This window comes from Flavobacterium supellecticarium, assembly GCF_004801375.1.
Taxonomy (GTDB): Bacteria; Bacteroidota; Bacteroidia; order Flavobacteriales; family Flavobacteriaceae; genus Flavobacterium; species Flavobacterium supellecticarium.
The window spans coordinates 68,364-92,326 of the sequence record NZ_SSNZ01000006.1; the positions used below are offsets into that span (position 1 = coordinate 68,364).

At 39.2% G+C, this 23,963-nt stretch carries 23 protein-coding genes; 16 read left to right on the top strand and 7 right to left on the bottom strand.

Going from position 1 to position 23,963, the window contains the following annotated elements:
- Nucleotides 1–49 precede the first annotated feature (49 nt).
- From E6C50_RS12895 to E6C50_RS12905, 3 genes are all read right to left on the bottom strand, one after another.
- The gene (locus E6C50_RS12895; RefSeq protein WP_136403644.1) at nucleotides 50–583 is read right to left on the bottom strand and encodes an inorganic diphosphatase; all 534 of its coding nucleotides are present in this window, start codon (nucleotides 581–583) and stop codon (nucleotides 50–52) included.
- Nucleotides 584–705: 122 nt separating this feature from the next.
- Nucleotides 706–3,219 (bottom strand): DUF5686 and carboxypeptidase-like regulatory domain-containing protein, encoded by a 2,514-nt coding sequence (locus E6C50_RS12900; RefSeq protein ID WP_136403645.1) that lies wholly within the window; start codon nucleotides 3,217–3,219, stop codon nucleotides 706–708.
- A gap of 61 nt (nucleotides 3,220–3,280) precedes the next feature.
- Complete coding sequence (locus E6C50_RS12905) at nucleotides 3,281–4,258, bottom strand: pyruvate dehydrogenase complex E1 component subunit beta (RefSeq protein WP_136403646.1); 978 nt, start codon at nucleotides 4,256–4,258, stop codon at nucleotides 3,281–3,283.
- 276 nt (nucleotides 4,259–4,534) lie between these two features.
- Between E6C50_RS12905 and E6C50_RS12910 the strand changes: the two genes are divergently transcribed.
- The 7 genes from E6C50_RS12910 to E6C50_RS12940 all read left to right on the top strand — a co-directional run bounded on the left by E6C50_RS12910 (nucleotide 4,535) and on the right by E6C50_RS12940 (nucleotide 9,770).
- Nucleotides 4,535–5,281 (top strand): electron transfer flavoprotein subunit beta/FixA family protein, encoded by a 747-nt coding sequence (locus tag E6C50_RS12910; protein ID WP_136403647.1) that lies wholly within the window; start codon nucleotides 4,535–4,537, stop codon nucleotides 5,279–5,281.
- A gap of 33 nt (nucleotides 5,282–5,314) precedes the next feature.
- A complete protein-coding gene (locus E6C50_RS12915; RefSeq protein ID WP_136403648.1) occupies nucleotides 5,315–6,283 on the top strand; it encodes an electron transfer flavoprotein subunit alpha/FixB family protein in 969 nt (322 codons plus the stop codon).
- A gap of 213 nt (nucleotides 6,284–6,496) precedes the next feature.
- Nucleotides 6,497–7,126 carry a bifunctional nuclease family protein gene (locus E6C50_RS12920; RefSeq protein WP_136403649.1) on the top strand — a complete coding sequence of 210 codons (630 nt, stop codon included), beginning with the start codon at nucleotides 6,497–6,499 and terminating at the stop codon, nucleotides 7,124–7,126.
- Nucleotides 7,127–7,150: 24 nt separating this feature from the next.
- Nucleotides 7,151–7,975 carry a thymidylate synthase gene (locus E6C50_RS12925; protein ID WP_136403650.1) on the top strand — a complete coding sequence of 275 codons (825 nt, stop codon included), beginning with the start codon at nucleotides 7,151–7,153 and terminating at the stop codon, nucleotides 7,973–7,975.
- Nucleotides 7,976–8,021: 46 nt separating this feature from the next.
- Complete coding sequence (locus E6C50_RS12930) at nucleotides 8,022–8,360, top strand: 2TM domain-containing protein (RefSeq protein WP_136403651.1); 339 nt, start codon at nucleotides 8,022–8,024, stop codon at nucleotides 8,358–8,360.
- A 4-nt stretch (nucleotides 8,361–8,364) separates the two neighbouring features.
- The gene (locus E6C50_RS12935) at nucleotides 8,365–8,853 is read left to right on the top strand and encodes a dihydrofolate reductase (RefSeq protein WP_136403652.1); all 489 of its coding nucleotides are present in this window, start codon (nucleotides 8,365–8,367) and stop codon (nucleotides 8,851–8,853) included.
- Nucleotides 8,854–9,137: 284 nt separating this feature from the next.
- On the top strand, nucleotides 9,138–9,770 hold the full coding sequence (locus tag E6C50_RS12940) for a hypothetical protein (protein ID WP_136403653.1): 633 nt from the start codon (nucleotides 9,138–9,140) through the stop codon (nucleotides 9,768–9,770).
- Nucleotides 9,771–9,990: 220 nt separating this feature from the next.
- On the opposite strand, the gene E6C50_RS12945 is transcribed toward E6C50_RS12940, so the two are convergent.
- Nucleotides 9,991–10,308, bottom strand: a complete 318-nt coding sequence (locus E6C50_RS12945; RefSeq protein WP_136403654.1) for a hypothetical protein — start codon at nucleotides 10,306–10,308, stop codon at nucleotides 9,991–9,993.
- A gap of 183 nt (nucleotides 10,309–10,491) precedes the next feature.
- On the opposite strand from E6C50_RS12945, the gene ubiE reads away from it, so the two are divergent.
- Both ubiE and porT read left to right on the top strand, forming a co-directional pair.
- Complete coding sequence (ubiE, locus tag E6C50_RS12950; protein ID WP_136403655.1) at nucleotides 10,492–11,223, top strand: bifunctional demethylmenaquinone methyltransferase/2-methoxy-6-polyprenyl-1,4-benzoquinol methylase UbiE; 732 nt, start codon at nucleotides 10,492–10,494, stop codon at nucleotides 11,221–11,223.
- Nucleotide 11,224: 1 nt separating this feature from the next.
- A complete protein-coding gene (porT, locus tag E6C50_RS12955) occupies nucleotides 11,225–11,926 on the top strand; it encodes a type IX secretion/gliding motility protein PorT/SprT (protein ID WP_136403656.1) in 702 nt (233 codons plus the stop codon).
- Here porT and E6C50_RS12960 read toward each other — a convergent pair.
- Nucleotides 11,913–12,653, bottom strand: a complete 741-nt coding sequence (locus E6C50_RS12960) for a TrmH family RNA methyltransferase (protein ID WP_136403657.1) — start codon at nucleotides 12,651–12,653, stop codon at nucleotides 11,913–11,915. The two genes, porT and E6C50_RS12960, sit on opposite strands and share 14 nt — an antisense overlap.
- A 36-nt stretch (nucleotides 12,654–12,689) precedes the next feature.
- On the opposite strand from E6C50_RS12960, the gene tamL reads away from it, so the two are divergent.
- Genes tamL through accD form a run of 3 tightly spaced genes read left to right on the top strand, consistent with a single transcriptional unit; the run spans nucleotide 12,690 to nucleotide 17,251 of the window.
- Nucleotides 12,690–15,245, top strand: coding sequence for a translocation and assembly module lipoprotein TamL (gene tamL, locus E6C50_RS12965; RefSeq protein WP_211089544.1), 2,556 nt, complete (start codon nucleotides 12,690–12,692; stop codon nucleotides 15,243–15,245).
- A gap of 48 nt (nucleotides 15,246–15,293) precedes the next feature.
- A complete protein-coding gene (gene fbaA / locus E6C50_RS12970; RefSeq protein WP_136403658.1) occupies nucleotides 15,294–16,361 on the top strand; it encodes a class II fructose-bisphosphate aldolase in 1,068 nt (355 codons plus the stop codon).
- Nucleotides 16,362–16,396: 35 nt separating this feature from the next.
- Nucleotides 16,397–17,251 (top strand): acetyl-CoA carboxylase, carboxyltransferase subunit beta, encoded by an 855-nt coding sequence (gene accD, locus E6C50_RS12975; protein WP_136403659.1) that lies wholly within the window; start codon nucleotides 16,397–16,399, stop codon nucleotides 17,249–17,251.
- 33 nt (nucleotides 17,252–17,284) lie between these two features.
- On the opposite strand, the gene galE is transcribed toward accD, so the two are convergent.
- Both galE and E6C50_RS12985 read right to left on the bottom strand, forming a co-directional pair.
- Nucleotides 17,285–18,301 carry a UDP-glucose 4-epimerase GalE gene (galE, locus tag E6C50_RS12980; protein ID WP_136403660.1) on the bottom strand — a complete coding sequence of 339 codons (1,017 nt, stop codon included), beginning with the start codon at nucleotides 18,299–18,301 and terminating at the stop codon, nucleotides 17,285–17,287.
- Between the two features lie 38 nt (nucleotides 18,302–18,339).
- A complete protein-coding gene (locus E6C50_RS12985) occupies nucleotides 18,340–19,470 on the bottom strand; it encodes a DegT/DnrJ/EryC1/StrS family aminotransferase (protein WP_136403661.1) in 1,131 nt (376 codons plus the stop codon).
- Nucleotides 19,471–19,609: 139 nt separating this feature from the next.
- On the opposite strand from E6C50_RS12985, the gene E6C50_RS12990 reads away from it, so the two are divergent.
- The 4 genes from E6C50_RS12990 (at nucleotide 19,610) to E6C50_RS13005 (ending at nucleotide 23,919) form a co-directional block, all read left to right on the top strand.
- Nucleotides 19,610–20,857 (top strand): 3-deoxy-D-manno-octulosonic acid transferase, encoded by a 1,248-nt coding sequence (locus tag E6C50_RS12990; RefSeq protein WP_136403662.1) that lies wholly within the window; start codon nucleotides 19,610–19,612, stop codon nucleotides 20,855–20,857.
- On the top strand, nucleotides 20,841–21,290 hold the full coding sequence (locus tag E6C50_RS12995; protein ID WP_230979009.1) for a GNAT family N-acetyltransferase: 450 nt from the start codon (nucleotides 20,841–20,843) through the stop codon (nucleotides 21,288–21,290). The genes E6C50_RS12990 and E6C50_RS12995 overlap by 17 nt, the downstream gene beginning before the upstream one ends.
- Before the next feature lie 27 nt (nucleotides 21,291–21,317).
- Nucleotides 21,318–23,459 carry a S46 family peptidase gene (locus tag E6C50_RS13000; protein ID WP_136403663.1) on the top strand — a complete coding sequence of 714 codons (2,142 nt, stop codon included), beginning with the start codon at nucleotides 21,318–21,320 and terminating at the stop codon, nucleotides 23,457–23,459.
- 208 nt (nucleotides 23,460–23,667) lie between these two features.
- Nucleotides 23,668–23,919 (top strand): hypothetical protein, encoded by a 252-nt coding sequence (locus E6C50_RS13005; RefSeq protein ID WP_136403664.1) that lies wholly within the window; start codon nucleotides 23,668–23,670, stop codon nucleotides 23,917–23,919.
- Nucleotides 23,920–23,963 lie beyond the last annotated feature (44 nt).

The following is a 23,963-nucleotide window of genomic DNA, read 5'->3' on the forward strand; positions in this document are numbered from 1 at the left end:
TTACAGAAAATCCATAAAAAAAACCTCATGATACATGAGGCTTTTGATTTTATAATTTAATCGAATAGCTGTCTTTTTTAGCCTGATCCAATTCCTGGAAACGTTTTGCACATTCTTCGATCATGGCTTGTGCTTCTTTCACATCGCCCCATCCCTGTACATCAACCTGTTTGTTTTCAAGATCTTTGTATACCTGGAAGAAATGCTCGATTTCTTTGATTGTATGAATATTGATATCGGAGATATCGTTTAATTTATTCATAATCGGATCGGATACCGGTACACAAACGATTTTCTCATCCGGCCCTTTATCATCTGCCATTTTAAAAACAGCGATTGGTTTTACCTCAACCAAACATCCCGGAACGGAAGGCTCCGTAAACAATACCAAAACATCAAGCGGATCACCGTCCAACGCTAACGTTTCAGGAATAAATCCGTAATCTGCCGGGTAAAACATAGCCGAATATAACATTCTGTCAAAACGGATTCTCTTTTGTTCAAAGTCGTATTCGTATTTATTTCTGCTTCCTCTTGGGATTTCGATAAATGCATCGAATGATTCAATAGTAAGTGTACTCATTTTTATACTTTTTGTTCTAAATTAAGCGACTGCAAAGGTATAATAAAATTGATTTTTCACAAGTTTAATTCCATTTAATGCATTGCTTTTGATATGCTTTAGCTTAAATTCTTACAATACGGTTAGAATTCCGGGATAAAGCCGAAACGTACACCAAAGCCCGGTGATTGTTTTCCATTAACAGCGGTAAAATCGTTTCTCCAGATAAAGTCCACCCGGAATGGCCGGAAGTTTCCGTAACCGATATTTTCAAATCCGAATCCATATTCGCTATACACTTTATCCGAAGGTGCCTGATAAGCAATAAACGAACGGTTCATATCGATATTTTTCTGAGAGATGCTACCGTAGGCAAATCGGTAAAAAATCAAACTTCTCCATTTTAGTTTTTTGAGCAACGGAATACGGTTCATGATAAGCCCGTTAAAATGATGTTCAAAATGAGCGGTCAGATAGGTATCGGTCACAAAATCGTAATAGTTTAATAAGGAGAACGAATTCGGCACTACGGAAAACGTCTGATCAGCAGTAACCGGGTTTAGCAAAGGTAACGGAACCGCATCAAATACTTTTCCGAACTCCACATTGGTTTTTAAGGTTCCGAAATTACTCAGGAAGATCGGTTTGTTAACCGAGACCTGAATTTTGTTATAATCAAAATCACCACCGAAAACGCCTTTATTTCCGCGGATGTATTTTAAGATGATCGTAGGATATAAGGTCGTTCCCAATTTCTGATCGACTCCAAAACCATAGACATAACGTCCCGGTGTAAAGATTAACGAAATATTACTGGTATAATCGGTTAGCGCACTTAAGGTCTGTCCGGTTAGCGGATCGGCATAATCGATGGAAAAATGTGTCGGATCGGCCGCTTTGATCTGTTGATGAACAGAAGAAACATTCAGATGCAGATTATTACTAAATGCGAAATCAAAATTAACCGAAGTTCGTTTTACGCGTGACAGGAAGTAATTCTCTCCACGTCCGATGATGACATTTGTATTCAGGTTTTTCGGCAATAATTCGTCGGTTTCAATTAGTTTACCGCCCAATTGCAGGTTATCGTCGAGATGGGAAGCACCCACTACGATACGCGGTTTAAAACTCAACAGATATTTGGCTTCTGCTCCGTATTTAAACTTTTTATCTTTGGTTCCATAGGCGCCATATACCATCGCACGGAAGCGATCATTATCGGATTTATAGGTTCGTAAACCGGCTCTTATTCGCAATCCTTCCACATTATTATTGGAAAGCAACTGCCATAAAAACCCAACCTGAACACCATCGAACAAGCCCATATAGCCCGACGACAATACCGTGATAATATCGGTAACACTTCGCACTTTTCTATTCGATTTTAAATCCTGGATTACCTTACGTGTTTCTTCAGTTTTGAGCTCGGAAGCCCGTAGCGATTTCCAGTATTGATCTTCTTTATCAAACTGATCACCCCGGGTCTGAACAATCTTACCGTCGTAGAACGCATCCTCTTTTGGTTGATCGAGGACATAATCGCTATAAACGAGATTCTTTTTCACATAGAATCCTTTTTCATCGTCGTTTTTTGTAAACAACGTAAAATCGCCTTCATAATAATCCCGGGTTGGCAAATACATCGTATCGTTAACCGTTTCGAAATACTTTTCGAAATACAGATTTCGCACCAGACTCAGGTTGATATTTTTATTGGTACGCATTGAAATTTCGGTCAATGCAAAGTTTTTATCGGTTACTTTAAAACTTCCTTCAAAAACCAGGTCGGCCGATTCTCTTGGAAAGAAATAAATATGGTATGTTTTTTTTCCGCCTTCAACGATACTATCTTTTAACAGGTATTCGTAAACACCATAACCACGGGTAGAAATCGGACTCACAAACGCTTTGTTCAGAATCACAATATCGTCTTCATATACATCAATCGTTGTAAAAGTATTACTGATCCGGTCGAAGATAAAGCCGCGCTGATTCAGCCCGGTATTTCGTTCGGCTTCCATATCGATTCGCTCCTTATTGAGTAGGTTATTCCCGTATACATGTTCGTTGGTTTCTTTCATGTATACCGGTACGATAAATTTATTCTGCCGGCGTTCTTCTTTTACGATTTCCGCCACGGAATCATAGCCGCTTCCTACAATTTTTCGCAGGAAAACACTGTCAAGATTACTCAATCCAAGGCTTACCGAAGAATAACGTTCGTAATCATAGGCTTTCGCCAGTTTTACACCATTTTTCTTTTTATTCGCCCAAATCCCTTGTAAGATACGATAGGCTGGATTTTCTTTTTTGGACAAGTGTTTTTTAGGTTTGTTCACAATGACTACTTCCTGTAACTCCTGTCCTATCGTCAGTTTGACTTTTAAATTTTCGGTTACTTCGTTTTTCAGGACAACCTCCTGATTAGTATACCCTACAAAAGAGGCCACCAACACTTTTTGGGTGGTATCCGAGGATAAAGTAAACTTTCCATTTTCGTTGGTTGTAACACCAATTGTAGTTCCTTTAAAATAGACACTTGCAAACGGCATTGGTTCGTTCATTTCGTCGTATACCGTACCGGTCACCTTGGTCTGTGCCTGTAGTCCAATGGAAAAGATAAAAATTAAATATAGTGCGTAAGATAATTTCCTCATAAGCAAAAAAAAAGCTTCATCTGTTTTTACAGATGAAGCTTCAAATATAAATTATATTTTCTTATTTATAGGTAACTTTCTTCACTGCTTTTACAACATCAGCAGCATTAGGCAACCATTCTTTTAAAAGCACAGGAGAATACGGTGCCGGTGTATCGGCTGTAGTAATTCTCTGAATAGGAGCATCCAAATAATCGAATGCTTTTTCCTGAACCATATAGGTAATTTCCGAAGCCACACTACCAAACGGCCATGCTTCTTCCAACACTACCAAACGATTGGTTTTTTTAACCGATTTCAGGATCGATTCGTAATCCATCGGACGAACGGTTCTTAAATCGATAATCTCACAAGAGATGCCTTCTTTAGCCAATTCATCAGCAGCGATATACGCTTCTTTGATAATTTTACCAAATGAAACAATTGTTACATCAGTTCCTTCGCGCTTAATTTCAGCTACTCCCAATGGAATAGTATATTCTCCTTCCGGCACCTCACCTTTATCTCCGTACATTTGTTCGGATTCCATAAAGATTACCGGATCGTTATCGCGGATTGCCGATTTTAATAATCCTTTAGCATCGTATGGATTGGAAGGTACTACTACTTTTAATCCCGGCGTATTGGCAAACCAGTTTTCGAAAGCCTGCGAGTGCGTTGCTGCCAATTGACCGGCAGAAGCTGTAGGACCACGGAATACGATAGGCATTGAGAATTGTCCGGCAGACATCTGGCGCATTTTTGCCGCGTTGTTGATGATTTGATCAATTCCCACCAATGAAAAGTTAAACGTCATGAATTCCACAATCGGGCGGTTACCATTCATGGCAGAACCTACCGCGATTCCGGCAAAACCTAGTTCGGCGATAGGCGTATCGATAACTCGTTTCGGACCAAATTCATCCAGCATTCCTTTGGAAGCTTTATAGGCTCCGTTATATTCGGCTACCTCTTCACCCATTAAATATATCGATTCGTCGCGACGCATTTCTTCGCTCATCGCTTCACAAATCGCTTCTCTAAACTGTATCGTTCTCATTTATTTTGTTTTTCCTTGTTATTCAATTGGCAAAAGTAAAAATTTTAAATCACTTAGCCGCGTTTCACCGACAATTATAACATTCTCTTGTTATAAAGACAAAAAAGTTTTGATTTCGCAAAAAAGCTTTTCTTTTCAGAACCTTTTTAAAATTATTAAGAATTTATCCTTTAGTTCGTTGAAAAAAAGGTATTTATTATGCATGCATAGCATTTTATTGAAATAAAATCACTACTTTCGTTGCTCAAAAATTAATCAACTTTAACTTTAATTAAAATGAAAATATTAGTTTGCATCAGTCATGTGCCTGATACTACTTCAAAAATTAACTTTGTTAATGGCGATTCAGAATTTGACACAAACGGTGTACAATTCGTAATTAACCCGAATGATGAATTTGGTTTAACCAGAGCCATTTGGTTTAAAGAGCAACAAGGAGCAAATGTAACGGTGGTGAATGTTGGCGGACCTGATGCAGAAGCGACCTTACGCAAAGCATTGGCAATTGGTGCCGATGAAGCTATTCGTGTGAACGCTGTTCCTACCGATGGTTTCTTCGTAGCAAAACAATTGGCAGAAGTGGTTAAAAACGGAAACTACGACTTGGTAATTGCCGGAAAAGAATCATTAGACTACAATGGTGGAATGGTACCTGGAATGTTGGCTGCCTTAACCGGATCGGATTTTATCAACTCTTGCATCGGCATTGAAGTAAACGGAACCAGCGTAAAAGCGGTACGTGAAATCGACGGAGGAAAAGAAACCCTTAGCGCCAACCTACCTTTAGTAGTAGGAGGACAAAAAGGTATCGTTGAAGAGAAAGACCTACGTATTCCAAACATGAGAGGAATTATGACGGCTCGTACAAAAGCGTTGACAATTTTAGAGCCAGTTGCAGCAGAGAATAACACAAAAGCTGTAAAATTCGAAAAACCAGCTCCAAAAACAGCTGTAAAATTAGTAAGCCCGGATAATCTGGACGAACTGATCAATCTTTTACATAACGAAGCAAAAGTTATCTAATTTTTCATCTTTTAATTTTAAACAACGAAAATCATGTCAATTTTAATATATGCTGAATCAGCAGAAGGAAAATTTAAAAAAGTAGCTTTCGAGTTGGCTTCTTATGCTAAGAAAGTTGCCGAGAAAATGGGAACAACGGTTACCGCTGTAACGGTAAACGCAAGCGATGTTAGCGCCCTTTCCAAATACGGAGTAGACAAAGTATTAAAAGTAAACAACGATAAACTGGCTGCGTTTAACGCAAAGGCTTATGCTGATGTGATCAAACAGGCTGCACAAAAAGAAGGAACGAAAGTAGTGGTTTTATCATCGACTACCGACAGTTTGTATTTAGCGCCATTGGTAGCGGTAGGTTTAAACGCCGGATACGCTTCCAACGTAGTAGCATTACCGGAAAGCACTTCGCCTTTCACTGTAAAAAGAAATGCCTTTTCAAACAAAGCCTTCAACATTACTGAAGTTACTACCGACGTAAAAGTAATCGGATTAGCGAAAAACTCATACGGATTGGTAGAATCGGCTTCATCAGCGACAGAAGAAGACTTCGCGCCATCATTAAACGATGCGGATTTCTCGATCAAAGTTGAAAACGTAGAAAAAGTAACTGGAAAAGTAACCATTGCCGATGCTGAGATTGTAGTTTCTGCAGGACGTGGATTAAAAGGACCTGAAAACTGGGGAATGATCGAAGATCTTGCTACAGTTTTAGGAGCAGCAACTGCTTGTTCGAAACCGGTATCCGATTTAGGATGGAGACCTCATAGCGAGCACGTAGGACAAACCGGAAAACCGGTAGCGGCCAACCTATATATCGCAATTGGTATTTCGGGAGCGATCCAGCACATTGCCGGAATCAACTCTTCAAAAGTAAAAGTAGTAATCAACCCGGATGCAGATGCACCCTTCTTTAAAGTTGCCGATTACGGAGTAGTAGGTGACGCATTCGATGTTGTACCAAAATTAGTGGAGAAATTAAAAGAATTTAAAGCACACAATTCTTAATTCCCAAACAACAGTACCAAACGGGCTTTCTAATCTAAAGATTTAGTATCTTTGTTAGTAAGCCCGTTTTTTTTTATTTTTAAAAGCGGAAATTTTAGGTTTACTTTGCAAACCTTTTACGACACCCGGAGACCTTTTAAAATCCGTAGCCTCGTAAAAAGACGGCAAAGCCAAAATACTGCCGTTCAAAAAGAATAATGTAGCAACCTCCAGATGAGCTTAGTAAAATTAACGATAAAAGGAATTTCATACAGTCAGACGCAAAACGGTGCGTACGCTTTAATTTTGAACGAGGTAGACGGTGAGCGAAAATTACCCATCGTAATTGGTGCTTTTGAAGCCCAGTCGATCGCAATCGCTTTAGAAAAAGAGATCAAACCCCCTCGTCCGTTAACCCATGATTTGTTTAAAAATTTTGCCGACCGTTTTGACATAGTTGTAAAACAGGTGATCATCCACAAACTGGTAGATGGCGTATTCTTTTCGAGCATTATTTGCGAGAGAGATCGTATTGAAGAAATTATCGATGCCCGTACTTCTGATGCCATCGCTTTGGCACTTCGTTTTAACGCTCCTATTTTTACCTATAAAAACATCCTCGACAAGGCAGGCATTTATTTAAAAGTCAGCCCGATCGATGAAAACAGTAAAAAAGAAGAAGGCGACGATCCGTTGAGCAGTCCGGAAACATTCGGATTAACCGACGACGAAACCGTTACCGGAGAAACCTACTCCCAATACAGCCTTGCCGAATTATACGATTTACTGGAAAGTGCCGTTCAGAATGAAGATTATGAAAAGGCCGCCAAAATACGCGACGAAATTTCCAAAAAAGAATCCTAATCCCAAGCACCAGCCTACCCCATCATGAGACAATATTTAGATTTAGTACAGCATGTTTTAGACAACGGAAGTCAGAAAGGCGACCGAACCGGAACCGGAACCAAAAGTATTTTCGGTTATCAGATGCGTTTTGACCTAAGCGAAGGTTTCCCATTGGTAACCACAAAAAAAGTACATCTAAAATCTATTGTTCACGAATTGCTTTGGTTTTTAAAAGGCGACACCAACATTGCTTATTTAAAAGAAAACGGCGTAAAAATCTGGGACGAATGGGCCGATGAAAATGGCGATTTAGGTCCAATTTATGGTCATCAGTGGCGTAACTGGAATGACGAAGAAATTGATCAAATAACCGAACTAATTGATACCCTGAAAAACAATCCGAACAGCCGACGTATGTTGGTTTCGGCGTGGAATCCAAGTGTATTACCAGACACCTCCAAATCGTTTGCCGAAAATGTAGCCAACCATAAAGCAGCTTTACCGCCATGTCATGCTTTTTTCCAGTTTTACGTATCCGATGGAAAATTATCCTGTCAGCTATATCAACGTAGTGCCGACGTATTCTTAGGCGTACCGTTTAACATCGCTTCTTATGCCCTATTCACCATGATGATTGCACAGGTATGTGATTTAGCACCGGGTGACTTTATTCACACGTTCGGAGACGTACACATTTACAACAACCATATCGAACAAGTTCAATTACAATTGACGCGCGAACCACATTCGTTACCAAAAATGATCCTGAATCCGGAAGTCAAAAATATTTTCGATTTTAAATTCGAGGACTTTACTCTGACCGATTACGATCCACATCCGGCCATTAAAGGAGCCGTTTCTATTTAATTTTTAAAAGAAATTACTTATCTTTATTTCCATAAAACAATTCTATATGGAAATAAACCAACACGAGCTGTATGAATATGCCAGACAACGCTTAAAACAAAAAAAGCGCCTCTACTTTCATTTCATCCTGTTTTTCCTGGGAAGCATATTCTGTATTATAGCCAATAAGCTATTGAATGTTAAACCGGAAATGGACTGGTACTTATGGGTAATCACCATATGGTTTTTTATTTTTGTACTACATTTTATCCGTGTGTTTATTACCGATAGTTTTATGAATAAAAAATGGGAACGGGCTCAGATTGACAAACTCATGTTACAACAGGAGCGCAAAATAGAGCAACTTCAAAAAGACATCGACAAAAAGAACAATACTGCACAATAACAACATGATTACGATTATCGCTGCTGCGGCAGAAAACAATGCATTGGGTAAAGACAACCAGATGATCTGGCATTTACCGGATGATTTCAAACGTTTCCGTCAATTAACAACCGGACATTATATCATTATGGGACGCAAGACCTTCGAAAGTCTGCCAAAACTACTCCCCAACCGTACCCATGTGATCATTACCCGCCAACAGGATTATCCGGTTCCCGAAGATTGTATCCGCGTTAATTCCCTGGAAGACGCGATCAAAGCCTGTCCACAAAATGAAACTATTTTTATTATCGGCGGTGGCGAAATTTACAGACAATCATTACCCCTTTCCGACACTATCGAACTAACCCGTGTTTTCACCAATCCGGAAGCCGATGCTTATTTCCCGGAAATCCATCCAAACGAATGGCAACTGGTTTCGGAAGAATTCCATCCAAAAGACGAAAAACACGCTTTTGATTTTAGTTTTCAGACTTTTACAAAAATAAAATAGCACCGTTGCTATAAGCATAAAGACACTCATTGACTTTTCAAGAGTCATTACAAAATGTGTGAAATTGCGAGATCATTCGAGAATATCGCAATTTTTATTTTCACAGACAAACCACAAAAAAAACATCCCAATGTTACCATCGGGATGTTTTATAAATAAACGATGCTATATCAAAAGTTATTCGGTTTTATTCGAGTGAAAGTTCCTGATAAAAATAAAGATTGCCACCAGTGAATATCGAAAACAGATAGAAAAAACTGCCAGAATATGTCAAACCAGATAATATGAAAATTTTATATTTATCCATTATACTATGTATCTTTTTTTCGTGTACACAACAGAAAAAAGAAAACGATGTAACTATAGAATTAAAAGAAGTATCTCTTTTTTTAACTGACTACACAGGTGAAGGTGATCTTCCACCAATACTATATTTAACTTTTAATTTTGAAAACAATTCGGATAGTTTAAGATTTTTCTCATCTAAACCCGATAAACTCACAAAAAGCAGCAAATCAACTTTACTGTTATTGGACACAATCCAAAATAAAATAACACCAGTTTATGTCGGAGATTTACCTATAATACATCCACATCAAACGACAAAACTCACCGGAGAAATAAAACTAAGAGATAACAAAGATTTTTTTCATTTGTCCGATACTTTTTTTTCTAAAAAAGACTTTGACAATGATTACACATTTCTTTCGGAGGTAGTTGAAAAGACAATAAAAAACTCCATTATCATCTACAACCAAGATGATGCGGATAGTAGTCTTTTCAAATTTTTCAACCATGAAGTTACTCCCATAGGGAATGATAAAATTTTAAAGGTTCGGATTCCGTCAACTTTAAAAATCACCAAATATGATCAACTAAAAAACAGAGGTAAATTAGAAAATATAGACATAAAATAAAAACCATTATACCGCGAATTTAAAATCCATACCAATAACAAAGAAGCAGACTACAACCCTAAAAGTTGTAGTTTTGTTTTTATAGCGAATCCGCGACAGAAAACACCCGACAGGTCTTGAAGACCAGTCGGGTGATTCAGTAAGATACAAAAAAACATCCCGATGTAACCATCAGGATGTTTTATAAATAAACGATGCTATATCAAAAAGTTATTCGGTTTTATTCGAGTGAAAGTACCTGATAACATAAAATAAAGATTGCCACCGTTAGTAATAATCCGGAGATAAAAATAATAACATTGGCAAACCGTTGAGAATACATCTCAAAAAAGCCTTTAATACCAAATACCACAAAAGTACTAAAGACAAAAAAAACTAAAATTTCCAAAAACAAATTTAACCCAAAGAACGTTTGCGGTACCCCATATTCAGCGGGATTAAAGCTAAACCCACTGTTGATACTCTCTACTAGAATCAATGTGACGACCAGTACCAATAGCATCCATTTCAGTTCCGAAAAAAATAATTTTGACAGCATAGCTCATTCCTTTTATATACAGTAAATTTCCCAATAATAACAACACCAGACAATCGCCAAATCTTTGTATTTTTCGGCTCACTAAATTTAGTGAGCCCCGTCTCACCAAATATTGCCAATAACAAAGTGATTCTTTTCAAATACGGCACTTTTCTATTATCTTTGCTCCAAATTTCTTATAGAATGTCAAAAAATATCACGCCTTATAAAGATTCCGAACTCGGAAAAAAAGAACAAGTAACCCAAATGTTTGATACGATTTCCGGGAAGTACGACAATTTAAATCGTGTTATTTCTTTTGGTATCGATATTAAATGGCGCAATAAGGTTTTAAAAATTGTTTCCGACAAAAAGCCGCAAACCGTTTTGGATATTGCCACCGGAACCGGTGATTTAGCCATTTTGATGACTAAAACCAGTGCGACCAAGATTATTGGATTGGACATTTCGGTCGGAATGCTTGACGTTGGAAAACAAAAAATTCAACACCTCAACCTTACCGATAAGATCGAAATGGTTTTAGGCGATTCTGAAAACATTCCCTATTCCGATAATTATTTTGATGCGATCACCGTTGCCTTTGGCGTACGAAATTTTGAAACCCTGGAAAAAGGATTATCCGAAATTCTACGGGTATTAAAACCAGGTGGTGTTTTTGTGATTCTGGAAACTTCGGTGCCCACCCGCTTCCCTTTTAAACAGGGCTATCACTTTTACACAAAAAACATTTTACCGTTAATCGGAAAGCTGTTTTCGAAAGACAAAGTAGCCTATTCCTACCTATCCGAATCGGCTTCCGTTTTCCCACATGGCGAAGCGTTAAACAATATTTTGCGAAAAGTTGGGTTTATAGATGTGAAACATGCTCCACAAACATTCGGAGCGGCAACGATATATTCAGCGTCAAAAAACTAATATGAGAAAATTCATCCTTATTTCCTTATTACTTCTGTCACTAAACAGCTTTTCACAGTCGATGTTTAGTAAAAATCCGGTTATCAACCTGGAAAACTTTGACAAGCAACGCGTACACTGGGGCTATTTTTTAGGATTCAGCAGCTACGATTTTAAGTTTGATTATATCAAACCCGGCGTTGACATTGAAGTAAAAGGAACCACCGGATTTAACGTAGGTTTGGTTGGAAACTTAAGGATCATGGAACATCTGGATCTTCGTTTCGAACCCGGATTGTATTATACCCAACGGGATTTGACCTTCCACGATCCGAGTCTAACCCGACCGGTGGATCAATTACGAGAAGTAAAATCGACCTATATTCATTTCCCATTATTATTAAAATTTTCATCTCAGCGCTTTGGGAACGTACGACCATATGTAGTTGGCGGATTCTCCAAATCTTTAAACCTGGGTAGTAACCATGACGCTACAGACGATAACTACGCCTACCGTTTTCGTATGACGCGCTGGTCGACCAATTATGAATTGGGATTGGGTGTTGATTTCTATCTGGAATACTTTAAATTTTCACCATCCATCCGTGGTGTATTCGGCATTAACGACGAATTAATTCGCGACAACAACCCGAACAGTCCGTGGACTGGAAATGTGGAATCGATGAAAACCCGTGGGATTTTTATCAACTTTACCTTCCACTAAAAAGCCCTCTTTTAAATTCACTCAGGATAATAGCCGTAGCCGTGGCCACATTTAGACTTTCGGTACGTTGTAAATCCCCAAAACGCGGAATTGAAATCCGTTCTGTAGTGTGCTTTTCAATAGCTACCGAAATACCGTTGGCTTCATTACCCATAACAATAATTCCGTTTTCCGGAAGTTTTTGTTCATAAATATTAGCCCCATCCATAAACGTTCCGAAAACCGGTAATTCCGTTTGATCCAGAAATGCTTCCAGATCGGTATAGATTACATTCACCCGCGTGATCGACCCCATGGTCGCCTGAACCACCTTTGGATTATAGATATCGACCGTTTCATTCGAACATACGACATGCGAAATTCCAAACCAGTCACTCAAACGCAAAATCGTTCCGAGATTCCCCGGATCGCGGATATCGTCTAAGGCCAGAATCAATCCGGATTCGACAACCGGTTTTTCCTCCGGAATGCGAAATAACGCCAGACAGGTATTAGGCGTCGTTAACGCACTGATTTTTTTCAGCTCCGCTTCAGAAATAAGCGTTACTTTATTTTGCGGAAGCGTATCAAAAATAGCCTCAACCGAAAACAAATGGTACAGTTCAAAATTGGAATTCAGCAATTCTTGGATTACCTTTATACCTTCAGCAAAAAATAATTCATGCTGTTTTCTATATTTTTTTTGCTGTAAACTCGTTATTAGTTTGATTTGGTTTTTACTAACCATAAAAAAATGTATTTTTGACTTACTATTGTAATCGATTTGAAAAATAATTTATCAAAAATAGCACTATTTCTCTTATTAGGTGCAATTTTATATTCTTGTTCTCTTGTTAAAAGAGTACCCGAAGGACAGCATCTTTTAATCGAGAACACGGTAATGGTGGACGGTAAGAAAGAAAAAAGCGAGACGATTTTAAATCAGCTTTATCAAAAACCGAACAGTTCCATTCTGGGTTACCGCCTGCGATTACAGATGTATAACCTGGCACGAAAAAGTCCGGAAGCCGATTATCAGTTATGGCTGGAAAAGAAACCCAAACGTCATAAATTCCTAACCGACCTGTTATCCGAAAAACAAGTACAGCGATTAGGGCAATCCTTTTTTGTATCGGGAGCCAGTACGTTTCTAAAAAAAACGGGAGAAGCTCCGGTAATTATCGATTCTACGAAAGTACAGAAATCCAGAAACCGTATGTTGTCCTACTATTTCAACGCCGGTTATTTCAACAATAAAATCACGTATAAAATTGACACCTTACCCGACAAACGCGGTAAAGTGAACTACGAGGTTAAACTGGGTGCGCCTTATGTAGTCGACAGTATTACCACTTCGATTAAAACAGCCGCTTTGGATTCGTTATTTGAACGTACCAAAAACCAATCGCTGATTGTAAAAGGCAAACAATACAATTCGCAGTATTTTAGTGATGAAAGAAAACGAATTGCCACACATTTCCGCAATAACGGAGCGTATTATTTCCAGGAAACCAATATCGAATATGATGTTGATACGGTAGCAACCAACCACAAAGCCCATGTCGACATCCTGATTGACGACCGAACCGTTAAAAAAGGAGATTCCCTGATAAAGGTTCCATTTAAACTGTATACCATTAGTGAGGTTAATATTTTCACCGGAAATACCAACAACAAAAACAAACAAAAAGTAGCCGACAGTACCAGCTATAACAACTTTAACATTTACAGTTCCGACAAACTGAAGTACCGTCCGAAAGCAATAACCGACGCGATATTTATCACCAAAGGCAGTAAATTCAGCGATTTCAGAAGACAGTTAACCTCGCGTTCTTTAAGTAACCTACGCGTATTTAACTATCCGAATATCGAATATGAAGAAGACAAAAACGACACTACCGGAACCTCACTGATTGCCAACATTATCTTATCGCCACGTAAAAAATTCAACTTTAATGCTACGGCCGATTTTATGCATTCCAACATTCAGGATTTTGGTATTCTGGGAAGTGCAGCACTTTCGATTCGTAACATTTTCAGAGGCGCCGAGATTCTCGAGATTGCCTTACGCGGCAATATCGGTTCGTCTCAGGATCTTGCCAATCCGAATAATGTATTTTTTAATATTTCGGAATATGGAGCCGATGTCAAACTTTCGTTCCCACGAATCTTTTTCCCGCTAAATACCGATAAGATCATTCCGAAAAACACCCTTCCAACCACGCAGATGAGTATTGGTCTTTCGCGTCAGCAAAACATCGGTTTGGACAAAGAAAGTTTTACGGGTATTCTCAACTACAACTGGAATCCGAAACGAAACACGAATATCCGTTTCGACTTGGTCAACTTACAATACGTTCGTAACGTAAACCCGGGCAATTATTTTAGCGTATACCACTCGTCATATGACCGTTTGAATGGTTTGGCACAGGTTTACAATACCGATCCAACCAATCTGGACGAAGAAGGTAATCTTTCCATTCCTCAGGGAACCACCGGTTTTATCAACGAAGTATTAGGCGGACAAACGAGTCTTACGCCAAATGATAACGATTATTTCGCCATTCGGAGTATTGAGGAAAGAAGGTTACGTCTAACCGAGAACAACCTTATCCTTGCGACCAACGTCACGTATACCAAATCCAGTCGTACCAACATTAACGACAACGATTTTTACACCTTTAAAACCAAACTGGAATCGGCCGGGAACATCCTGAGCCTGATTTCGAAAATCGAAAACCAAGAAGCGGATATTTACGGTCGTAAAAAGTTTTTTAACGTCGAATATTCTCAATATATCAAAGGCGAAATTGACTTTATTAAAAACTGGGATTTAGGTGGCAAACAGGTTATTGCAGCACGTGCTTTTACCGGACTGGCGATTCCGTATGGAAACTCCAATTCGATTCCGTTTTCGCGAAGTTACTTTGGCGGAGGATCTAACGACAACCGGGCATGGCAGTCCTATAGTTTAGGTCCGGGGCGAAGTGGCGGTTTGAACGACTTTAACGAGGCTAACTTTAAAATTGCACTGAGTGCCGAATACCGTTTTAATATTTTTAACAAACTAAACGGTGCCTTTTTTGCCGATGCCGGAAACATCTGGAACGTTTTTGATAACGTAACCGATGAAGAAAGTGTTTTCGAAGGCTTCAAATCGTTACAGGATATTGCATTAGGTACCGGAATTGGTTTCCGCTATGATTTAAACTTCTTTGTAATCCGTTTGGATGTTGGTTTTAAGACCTACAACCCGGCCAAAGAAATGAAGGAAAGGTGGTTCCGCGATATCGTACCGAATCGTGCGGTCTTAAATATTGGAATTAATTATCCTTTCTAATTTTAGAAATTATTATTTTTGTCAAAATAAATTAAAAACAACAACACAATGGCTCATACAATAAAACCAGGTGTAGCAACCGGCGATCAAGTACAGGAAATCTTTCGATATGCAAAAGAAAAAGGCTTTGCCTTACCCGCAGTAAACGTTACGGGATCAAGCACTATCAACGGTGTTCTGGAAACTGCTGCCAAATTAAATGCCCCTGTTATTATCCAGTTTTCTAACGGAGGTGCTTCGTTTAATGCTGGAAAAGGACTTTCCAACGACGGTCAGAAATCAGCTATTTTGGGTGCTATTGCCGGAGCAAAACACATCCATACGCTGGCAGAAGCCTATGGTGCTACCGTGATTTTACACACCGACCATTGTGCTAAAAATTTATTACCGTGGATTGACGGTTTACTGGATGCCAGTGAAGAACACTTTAAGCAAACCGGAAAACCATTATTCAGTTCACATATGATCGATCTTTCCGAAGAGCCGATTGAAGAGAATCTGGAGATTTCCAAAAAATACCTGGAGCGTATGAGCAAAATGGGAATGACACTGGAAATCGAATTGGGAATCACAGGCGGTGAAGAAGATGGTGTAGACAATTCGGATGTAGACAGTTCTAAATTATATACACAACCGGAAGAAGTAGCGTATGCTTATGAGGAATTGATAAAAATCAGTCCGCGTTTTACAGTTGCCGCAGCTTTCGGAAACGTTCACGGTGTTTACAAACCGGGTAACGTAAAACTAACACCAAAAATCCTTAGAAACTCTCAGGAATACGTTCAGAATAAATTCAGCACCGGACACAACCCGGTTGATTTTGTATTCCACGGCGGATCCGGTTCGACATTAGAAGAGATCCGGGAAGCGATTTCATATGGCGTTATCAAAATGAACATTGACACCGACCTTCAGTTTGCTTTTACCGAAGGGGTTCGTGACTATATGGTATCAAAAATTGACTATTTAAGAACACAGATCGGAAATCCGGAAGGAGCCGATGTTCCGAATAAAAAACACTACGACCCAAGAAAATGGGTTCGCGAAGGAGAAATTACGTTTAACACACGTCTGGAACAGGCGTTTAAAGACCTGAATAACGTTAATACATTATAATGTAGTAACATTCAGATTAATTCAAATTTAAAACTATGGCTTGGTTTAAAAGAACAGCAAAAGGGATTCAAACCGCAACTGAAGATAAAAAAGACGTACCGAAAGGACTTTGGTACAAATCACCGACAGGAAAAATCATTGATGCTGAAGAATTAGCAAAAAATCTTTGGGTAAGTCCGGAAGACGGCTACCACGTTCGTATTGGCAGTAAAGAATATTTTGAAATTTTATTTGACAACAACGAATTTAAAGAACTGGATGCCAACATGACGTCCAAGGATCCGCTTAAATTTGTGGATACTAAAAAGTACAGCGATCGTTTAAAAGACGCTATCGACAAAACCAAATTAAAAGATGCGGTTCGTACAGCAGTAGGAAAATCCAAAGGGAAAGACCTGGTTGTTGCTTCAATGGATTTTGCGTTTATCGGAGGATCAATGGGAGCTGTTGTAGGTGAAAAAATTGCCCGTGCGATCGATTATTCCATCAAGCATAAAGTACCATTTGTAATGATTTCCAAATCGGGTGGAGCGCGTATGATGGAAGCAGCATACTCATTAATGCAGTTAGCCAAAACGTCTGCAAAACTGGCGCAATTGGCCGATGCAAAAATCCCGTATATTTCCTTGTGTACCGATCCGACAACCGGAGGAACTACAGCATCCTATGCGATGTTAGGTGATATTAACATTGCCGAGCCCGGAGCTTTGATTGGTTTTGCCGGACCACGTGTCGTAAAAGACACCACCGGAAAAGACCTTCCGGAAGGATTCCAAACATCGGAATTCGTTTTAGAACATGGTTTCCTTGACTTTATCACGCCTCGTAAAGAGTTAAAAGACAAAATCAACTTATACCTGGACTTGATTTTAAATCAACCGGTACGCTAATAAAAATCCCGACTATAAGTCGGGATTTTTATTTTATATATTTCGAACTTTCTGTTCCCATTTCCAGGCAGCGTCCAACGCTTCTTCCAGCGTTAATTGCGCTTTCCAGCCCAATATCTGGTTTGCTCTGTCGGTATTTGCATAGGCTTCGATAATATCGCCTTCGCGTCGGCCTACAATTTTATATGGTAAAGGCTTTCCACTTACCTTTTCGAACGTACGGATCACTTCCAATACCGAACTCCCTTTTCCGGTTCCAATATTAAACACCTCCACCTTACTTTCGTTTTTATGATCAATTAGTCGTTGTAGCGCCACCACATGTGCTTTAGCCAGATCAACTACATGAATATAATCGCGGATACAGGTTCCGTCAGCTGTTGGATAATCATCGCCATATACCGATAATTCCTTACGGATACCAATAGCGGTTTGCGTAATAAACGGCACCAGATTTTGCGGTACACCAACGGGGAGTTCCCCTATTTCGGCAGTTTCATGGGCTCCAATCGGATTAAAATAACGCAACAAAATCGCATTGATTCCGGAAACTTTAGCTACATCATTAATAATTTCTTCTCCAATCCTTTTTGTATTCCCATACGGAGACATTGCCGGTTGTACCGAAGCACACTCCGTGATCGGCATATTTTCGGCCTGACCGTATACGGTACACGAAGAACTGAAAATAAAATACGCTTCTTTTTTCTTTTGTAATTCCTGTAACAGGTAAACTAAAGACGCAATATTATTTTCATAATACAGCAATGGATTTTCCACACTTTCGCCCACTGCTTTTGAAGCAGCAAAATGAATAACACCAATACTATCGTTGTGTTTTTCAAAAAAAGCGGTTACAACAGCTTTATCGCGCAGATCAATCTGCTCAAATACTGGTTTCACCCCGATTATTTTTTCAATACCTGTTAAAACATCGATAGATGAATTCGACAGATTATCGACAATAACCACTTCAAACCCCTGACGGTATAATTCCACTACAGTATGGGATCCGATAAAACCTAAACCTCCGGTAACAACTACTTTCATTTATTTTTGAATATGAACACGAATATACGTGAAAAGGTTTATTTTAAAAATTCCAGAATACTATCGGTAATAAATTTAATCTGTTCGTCTTCCAATTCGGTATGCATTGGTAATGAAATCACTTCATTCACCAATTGATTCGTCACCGGGAAATCGGCTTCATTATAACGACTATCAGCATACGCTTTCTGACTGTGTAACGGAATCGGATAATAAATTGCACACGGAATACCTTTATCGATCAGGTGTTGCATTAACGCATTGCGATCAGCATTTAGAATTCGTAAGGTATACTGATGAAACACATGGCTTCCTGTATCGCCTTTTACAACCGGAGTGACAATATTGGCGTGTCCAGCAAAAGCCGCATCATATTTTTGAGCTGCCAACTGACGTGCATCGTTATACGTATCCAACCTGGGCAACTTCGCATTCAAAACCGCAGCCTGCATACTGTCTAAACGGGAATTAACCCCTACTACATCGTGATGGTAACGCACGTACATTCCGTGGTTTACGATTCCGCGTAATTTATAAGCCAGTTCGTCATCGTTGGTAAAAATGGCACCGCCATCACCATAACATCCTAAGTTTTTAGACGGGAAAAATGAGGTCGACGCCACATGTCCAATCGTCCCCACTTTCTTTTTACTACCATCAGCATATTCATAATCGGCTCCGATTGCCTGCGCATTATCTTCGATCACAAACAGATTGTGTTCCTTTGCAACCGCCATGATGGCTTCCATATTCGCCGCCTGTCCGAACATATGTACCGGAACAATCGCTTTCGTTTTTGGCGTGATCGCTTTTTTAATGGCGTCCACTGAAATATTAAACGTATCCGGATCCACATCAACCAAAACCGGAGTCAGTTGCAACAAGGCAATTACCTCAACGGTAGCGGCAAACGTAAAATCGGCTGTAATCACCTCATCACCGGGTTGCAATCCCAATCCCATCATTGCGATCTGAAGTGCATCGGTACCATTCGCACACGGAATAACGTGTTTCACGTCCAGATATTCCTCCAATGCTTTTTGGAATTGGTGTACTTGTGGCCCGTTGATAAATGTTGTTGTATCCAGTACTTCCTGGATTGACTGGTTAACCTGCTCTTTTATTTGTTCGTATTGACCCTTAAGATCAACCATTTGTATTTTTCTCATGTGCTTTCTAAATTGCTTTATAACGATTTGAAATTCCTTTTGGAAAAGGAATTAAAACAAGCAAAAATACTCATTTAATGACGTTACACCAATCAAATTAACGTAAAGAACCGTAATTTAGCGACACAAATTTTCGCCTATGTTTTTTTTATACGATTTACTGGTTCGGATAGCTGGTTTTCTGATCCGTTTTATTGCTATGGTAAGCCCTAAAATCAAGCTGTTTACTGAAGGACGGAAAAATGTTTTTACCACATTGGAATCCGCCATACATCCTACCGATAAAACCATCTGGTTCCATGCCGCGTCACTGGGCGAATACGAACAAGGACTTCCGGTAATAGAACAAATCAAAGCCAATTATCCGTCGCATAAAATTGTACTGACCTTTTTTTCTCCATCGGGTTATGAAATCCGCAAAAACAATACCGTAACCGATGTCACCGTATATTTACCGTTGGACACCCGATCGAATGCTATCCGTTTTATCAAAGCCATTCATCCCGACCTTGTATTTTTTATCAAATACGAATACTGGCCGAATTATCTGGACGTTTTAAAACAACAGCAAATCCCGACCTATCTGGTTTCCGGTATTTTCCGCGAAAAACAATCGTTTTTTAAATGGTATGGTTCGTTTTACCGAAATGCACTAAAAAGTTTCCGTTACTTTTTTGTTCAGAATGAAAAATCGAAACAGCTTTTACAAAGCATCGGATTTCACAATGTAAAAGTGAGCGGTGACACCCGATTTGACCGGGTATCGGCTATTTTGGAACGCGACAACACCCTTGATTTTATCGAAAATTTTAAAGCCGACACGACTACTATCGTAATTGGCAGTTCATGGCCAAAAGACGAAACCCTGCTTGTGGACTATATCAACCGCTGCACCGATCCGGTGAAATTTATTATTGCACCGCATAACATCAAACCTGAACAAATTCAGGAACTCCAAAAAAGCATTTCCCGGAAAACGGTTTTATTTTCCGAAAAAGATGCGATTACCAATTTAAGTGATTACGATGTTTTTATCATCAACACCATTGGTATCCTGACCAAGATCTACAGTTATGCCGACATTGCGTATGTAGGCGGTGGTTTTGGCAAACCGGGCGTTCACAATATACTGGAACCGGCCACCTTTGGCGTACCGATTGTTATTGGCCCTAATTTTTCCCATTTTGCCGAAGCCATAGCGCTGGTTAACATGGAAGGCTGTATTTCCATTTCAAACCAAAAAGAACTTGACGAAGCCTTTTCCAATCTGATTCAAAACGAAGACATCCGTTTCGAAAAAGGTCATATTTGCAGCACTTTTGTACAAATGAATCAAAATGCCACCAAGAGCATTGTAAACCATATTAAAAATGAATACACAGTTTAAATCTTTGGACCATCAGCATATTCCCGATATCATTGCGATGATGGAGGATTTCTATGCGATCGACAACTACCCTATCGATATCCCGACTACCGAATCGCTTTTTGAAACCTTTATAAACGATGAAAATCTGGGAAAAGCCTGGCTGATTTATTCAGACGATATTCTGGTAGGCTATGTGATTCTTACTTTTATTTTTAGTTTTGAATACAAAGGTCGTTATGCTTTTTTAGACGAATTGTACCTTTCTGAAAAAGCCCGCGGTAAAGGAATTGGCAAGCAAGCCATCCATTTTATCCAATCGGAAGCTCTTAAATTAAAGTTAAAAGTTCTCTACCTGGAAGTTGAAAACCATAACGAAAAGGCTCAAAAATTGTATCTTGCCCAGAATTTTACCGATCACAACCGTAAAATCATGAAATACAAAGTCGTATAACCAAAATAATCAAATAAAAACAATCCAATGAAACTTTTAAGACTACTTGTCCTATTGTTCGTTTTACCGGTTTCCGCACAACAGGGCGGAATGTGGATTCCTTCGCTTTTAAAAGGAATGAACGAAAAAGAGATGAAAACCTTAGGAATGAAAATATCGGCTGCCGATATTTATGATGTCAATAAATCCAGTTTAAAAGATGCTGTACCGCATTTTAACGGTGGTTGTACCTCAGAAGTCATTTCCTCCAAAGGTTTATTATTAACCAACCATCACTGTGGATATGGCGAAATCCAATCCCATTCAACTGTTGATCATGACTATTTGACCAACGGATTCTGGGCGATGAAACAGGAAGACGAACTACCGAACAAAGATCTGGAAGTAACTTTTATTGTAAAAATTGAAGATGTAACCAATAAAGTACTGGAAGGTGTTGCCGCACTGACAAGTGAAGCTGACAAACAAAAGAAAATTCAGGAAAACATCAACATGTTAAGCCGTACGTTACCAAAGGAATCCTGGCAGGAAAACAAAATCCGTACTTTTTATGACGGAAACCAGTATATCCTATTCCTAACGGAAACCTATACCGATGTTCGTTTGGTTGGTGCTCCGCCATCATCAATCGGGAAATTCGGATCGGATACCGACAACTGGGTTTGGCCACGCCATACCGGAGATTTTTCTTTATTCCGAATCTACGCTGATAAAAACAACCGTCCGGCTGCTTATTCTAAAGATAACGTACCCTACAAACCGAAACATTTCTTCCCGGTTTCTATAAAAGGAGTGAAAGAAAACGATTTCACCATGGTAATGGGTTACCCGGGTCGTACTCAAGAATACCTTCCGTCGTATGCCGTAGCACAAATCATCAACGATCTGAATCCTGCAAAAATCGAAGTGCGTGATGCGGCTTTAAAAGTTCAGGACGGATTTATGCGTAAAGACAACGCGATCAAAATTCAATATGCTTCCAAATATGCCAGCATTGCGAACTACTGGAAAAAATGGATCGGCGAAACCAAAGGTTTAAAAAAATCAAACGCTTTAGCGATCAAACAAAAATTTGAACAGGAATTTCAGGACAAAGTGGCGAAATCCGGAAAACAAGCCGAATATGGTAATTTGTTAGCCGACTTTAAAAAGAACTACACTGAAATCGCTCCGTATGCCTTGAGCCGTGATTATTATACGGAAGTGGTTTTACGAAATACCGAATTATTGAGCTTCGGATACCGTTTATTCCAATTGGAACAGGTTTACAATGCTAAAGGTGAACAAGCTTTTAACGATCGTAAAAACAACCTGATTGCCGGTTTTGAAGATTTATACAAAGATTTTAATGCGAATGTAGACGAAAAAGTTTTCGAACAGTTAATCGCCTTATATGCTACCAAATCGCCAAAACAGTTTTTACCCGCGAGTTTGGTAAATGCCGATACTAAAAAACTAACCGAAGAAGTATACAGCCAGTCAAAACTAACCAGCTATAACGGTTTAAAAGAATTATTGAATGGCGATGCCAAAACAGTAATCGAGCGCATCAACAAAGACAAAGGTTTCCAATTGGTAAAAACCATGGCTGATAGTTACCTGAAAAACGTAGCACCAAAGTATGACGAATTGAACCTTAAAAACATCGCGTTACAACGTACCTATATGAAAGCTATTCTGGAATTATTCCCGAATAACCGTATTTTCCCGGATGCGAACAGTACGCTACGCGTTACCTACGGAAAAGTAAAAGGCTACAGTCCGAGTGATGCGGTAATCTACGAACCGATGACCTATTTGGACGGTGTGATCGAAAAATACGTACCGGGTGATTATGAATTTGACGTACCTGCCAAATTAATCTCCTTATATAACAATAAAGATTACGGACAATATGCCGATAAAGGACGTATGCCGGTATGTTTTATCGGAACAAATCACACAACCGGTGGTAACTCCGGAAGCCCTGCATTGGATGCAGAAGGGAACCTAATCGGGTTAAATTTCGACCGTGTTTGGGAAGGAACGATGAGCGATATTCACTACGATCCAGCGATTTGCCGCAACATTATGGTCGATATTCGCTATGTTTTGTTTATAATTGACAAATATGCGGGTGCAAAACACCTTGTTGACGAGATGAAAATCGTTCAAAATAAGAAAAAATAACACATTTTTAACCCTGACGCAAAATATTAAAAAACAGTTAGTTACACCAAAAAAAACCAACAAAATAGGGCGTTTTATAAGTGAGCTGACTGTTTTTTCAAAAAAAAACATAATCCGGGAGCAAAAAATATTTTAGTAAATATTATTACGTATCAAAAATTTTATATCTTTGCTCCGAATTAATAATTAACCTTTATAATTTAGTAAGATGAAAAAAGTTGTTTTAAGCTTAGCATTAGTAGCTATGATGAGTGTTTCTTTCGTTTCTTGTAAAGAAACTAAAACTGAAGAGCCTGTAACTGAAGAAGTTGCTGCTCCTGCTGAAGAGGCTGTAGAAGCTGCTGCTACTACTGTTGATTCTGCTGCTGCTACTACTGAGGCTGCTGCTGCTCCAGCTACTGAAGCTGCTGCTCCAGCTGCTGACGCTGCTGCTCCAGCTGCTGACGCTGCAAAAAAATAATTAGAACCTTCTAAGAATTTTAAAACCTCGCAATTGCGAGGTTT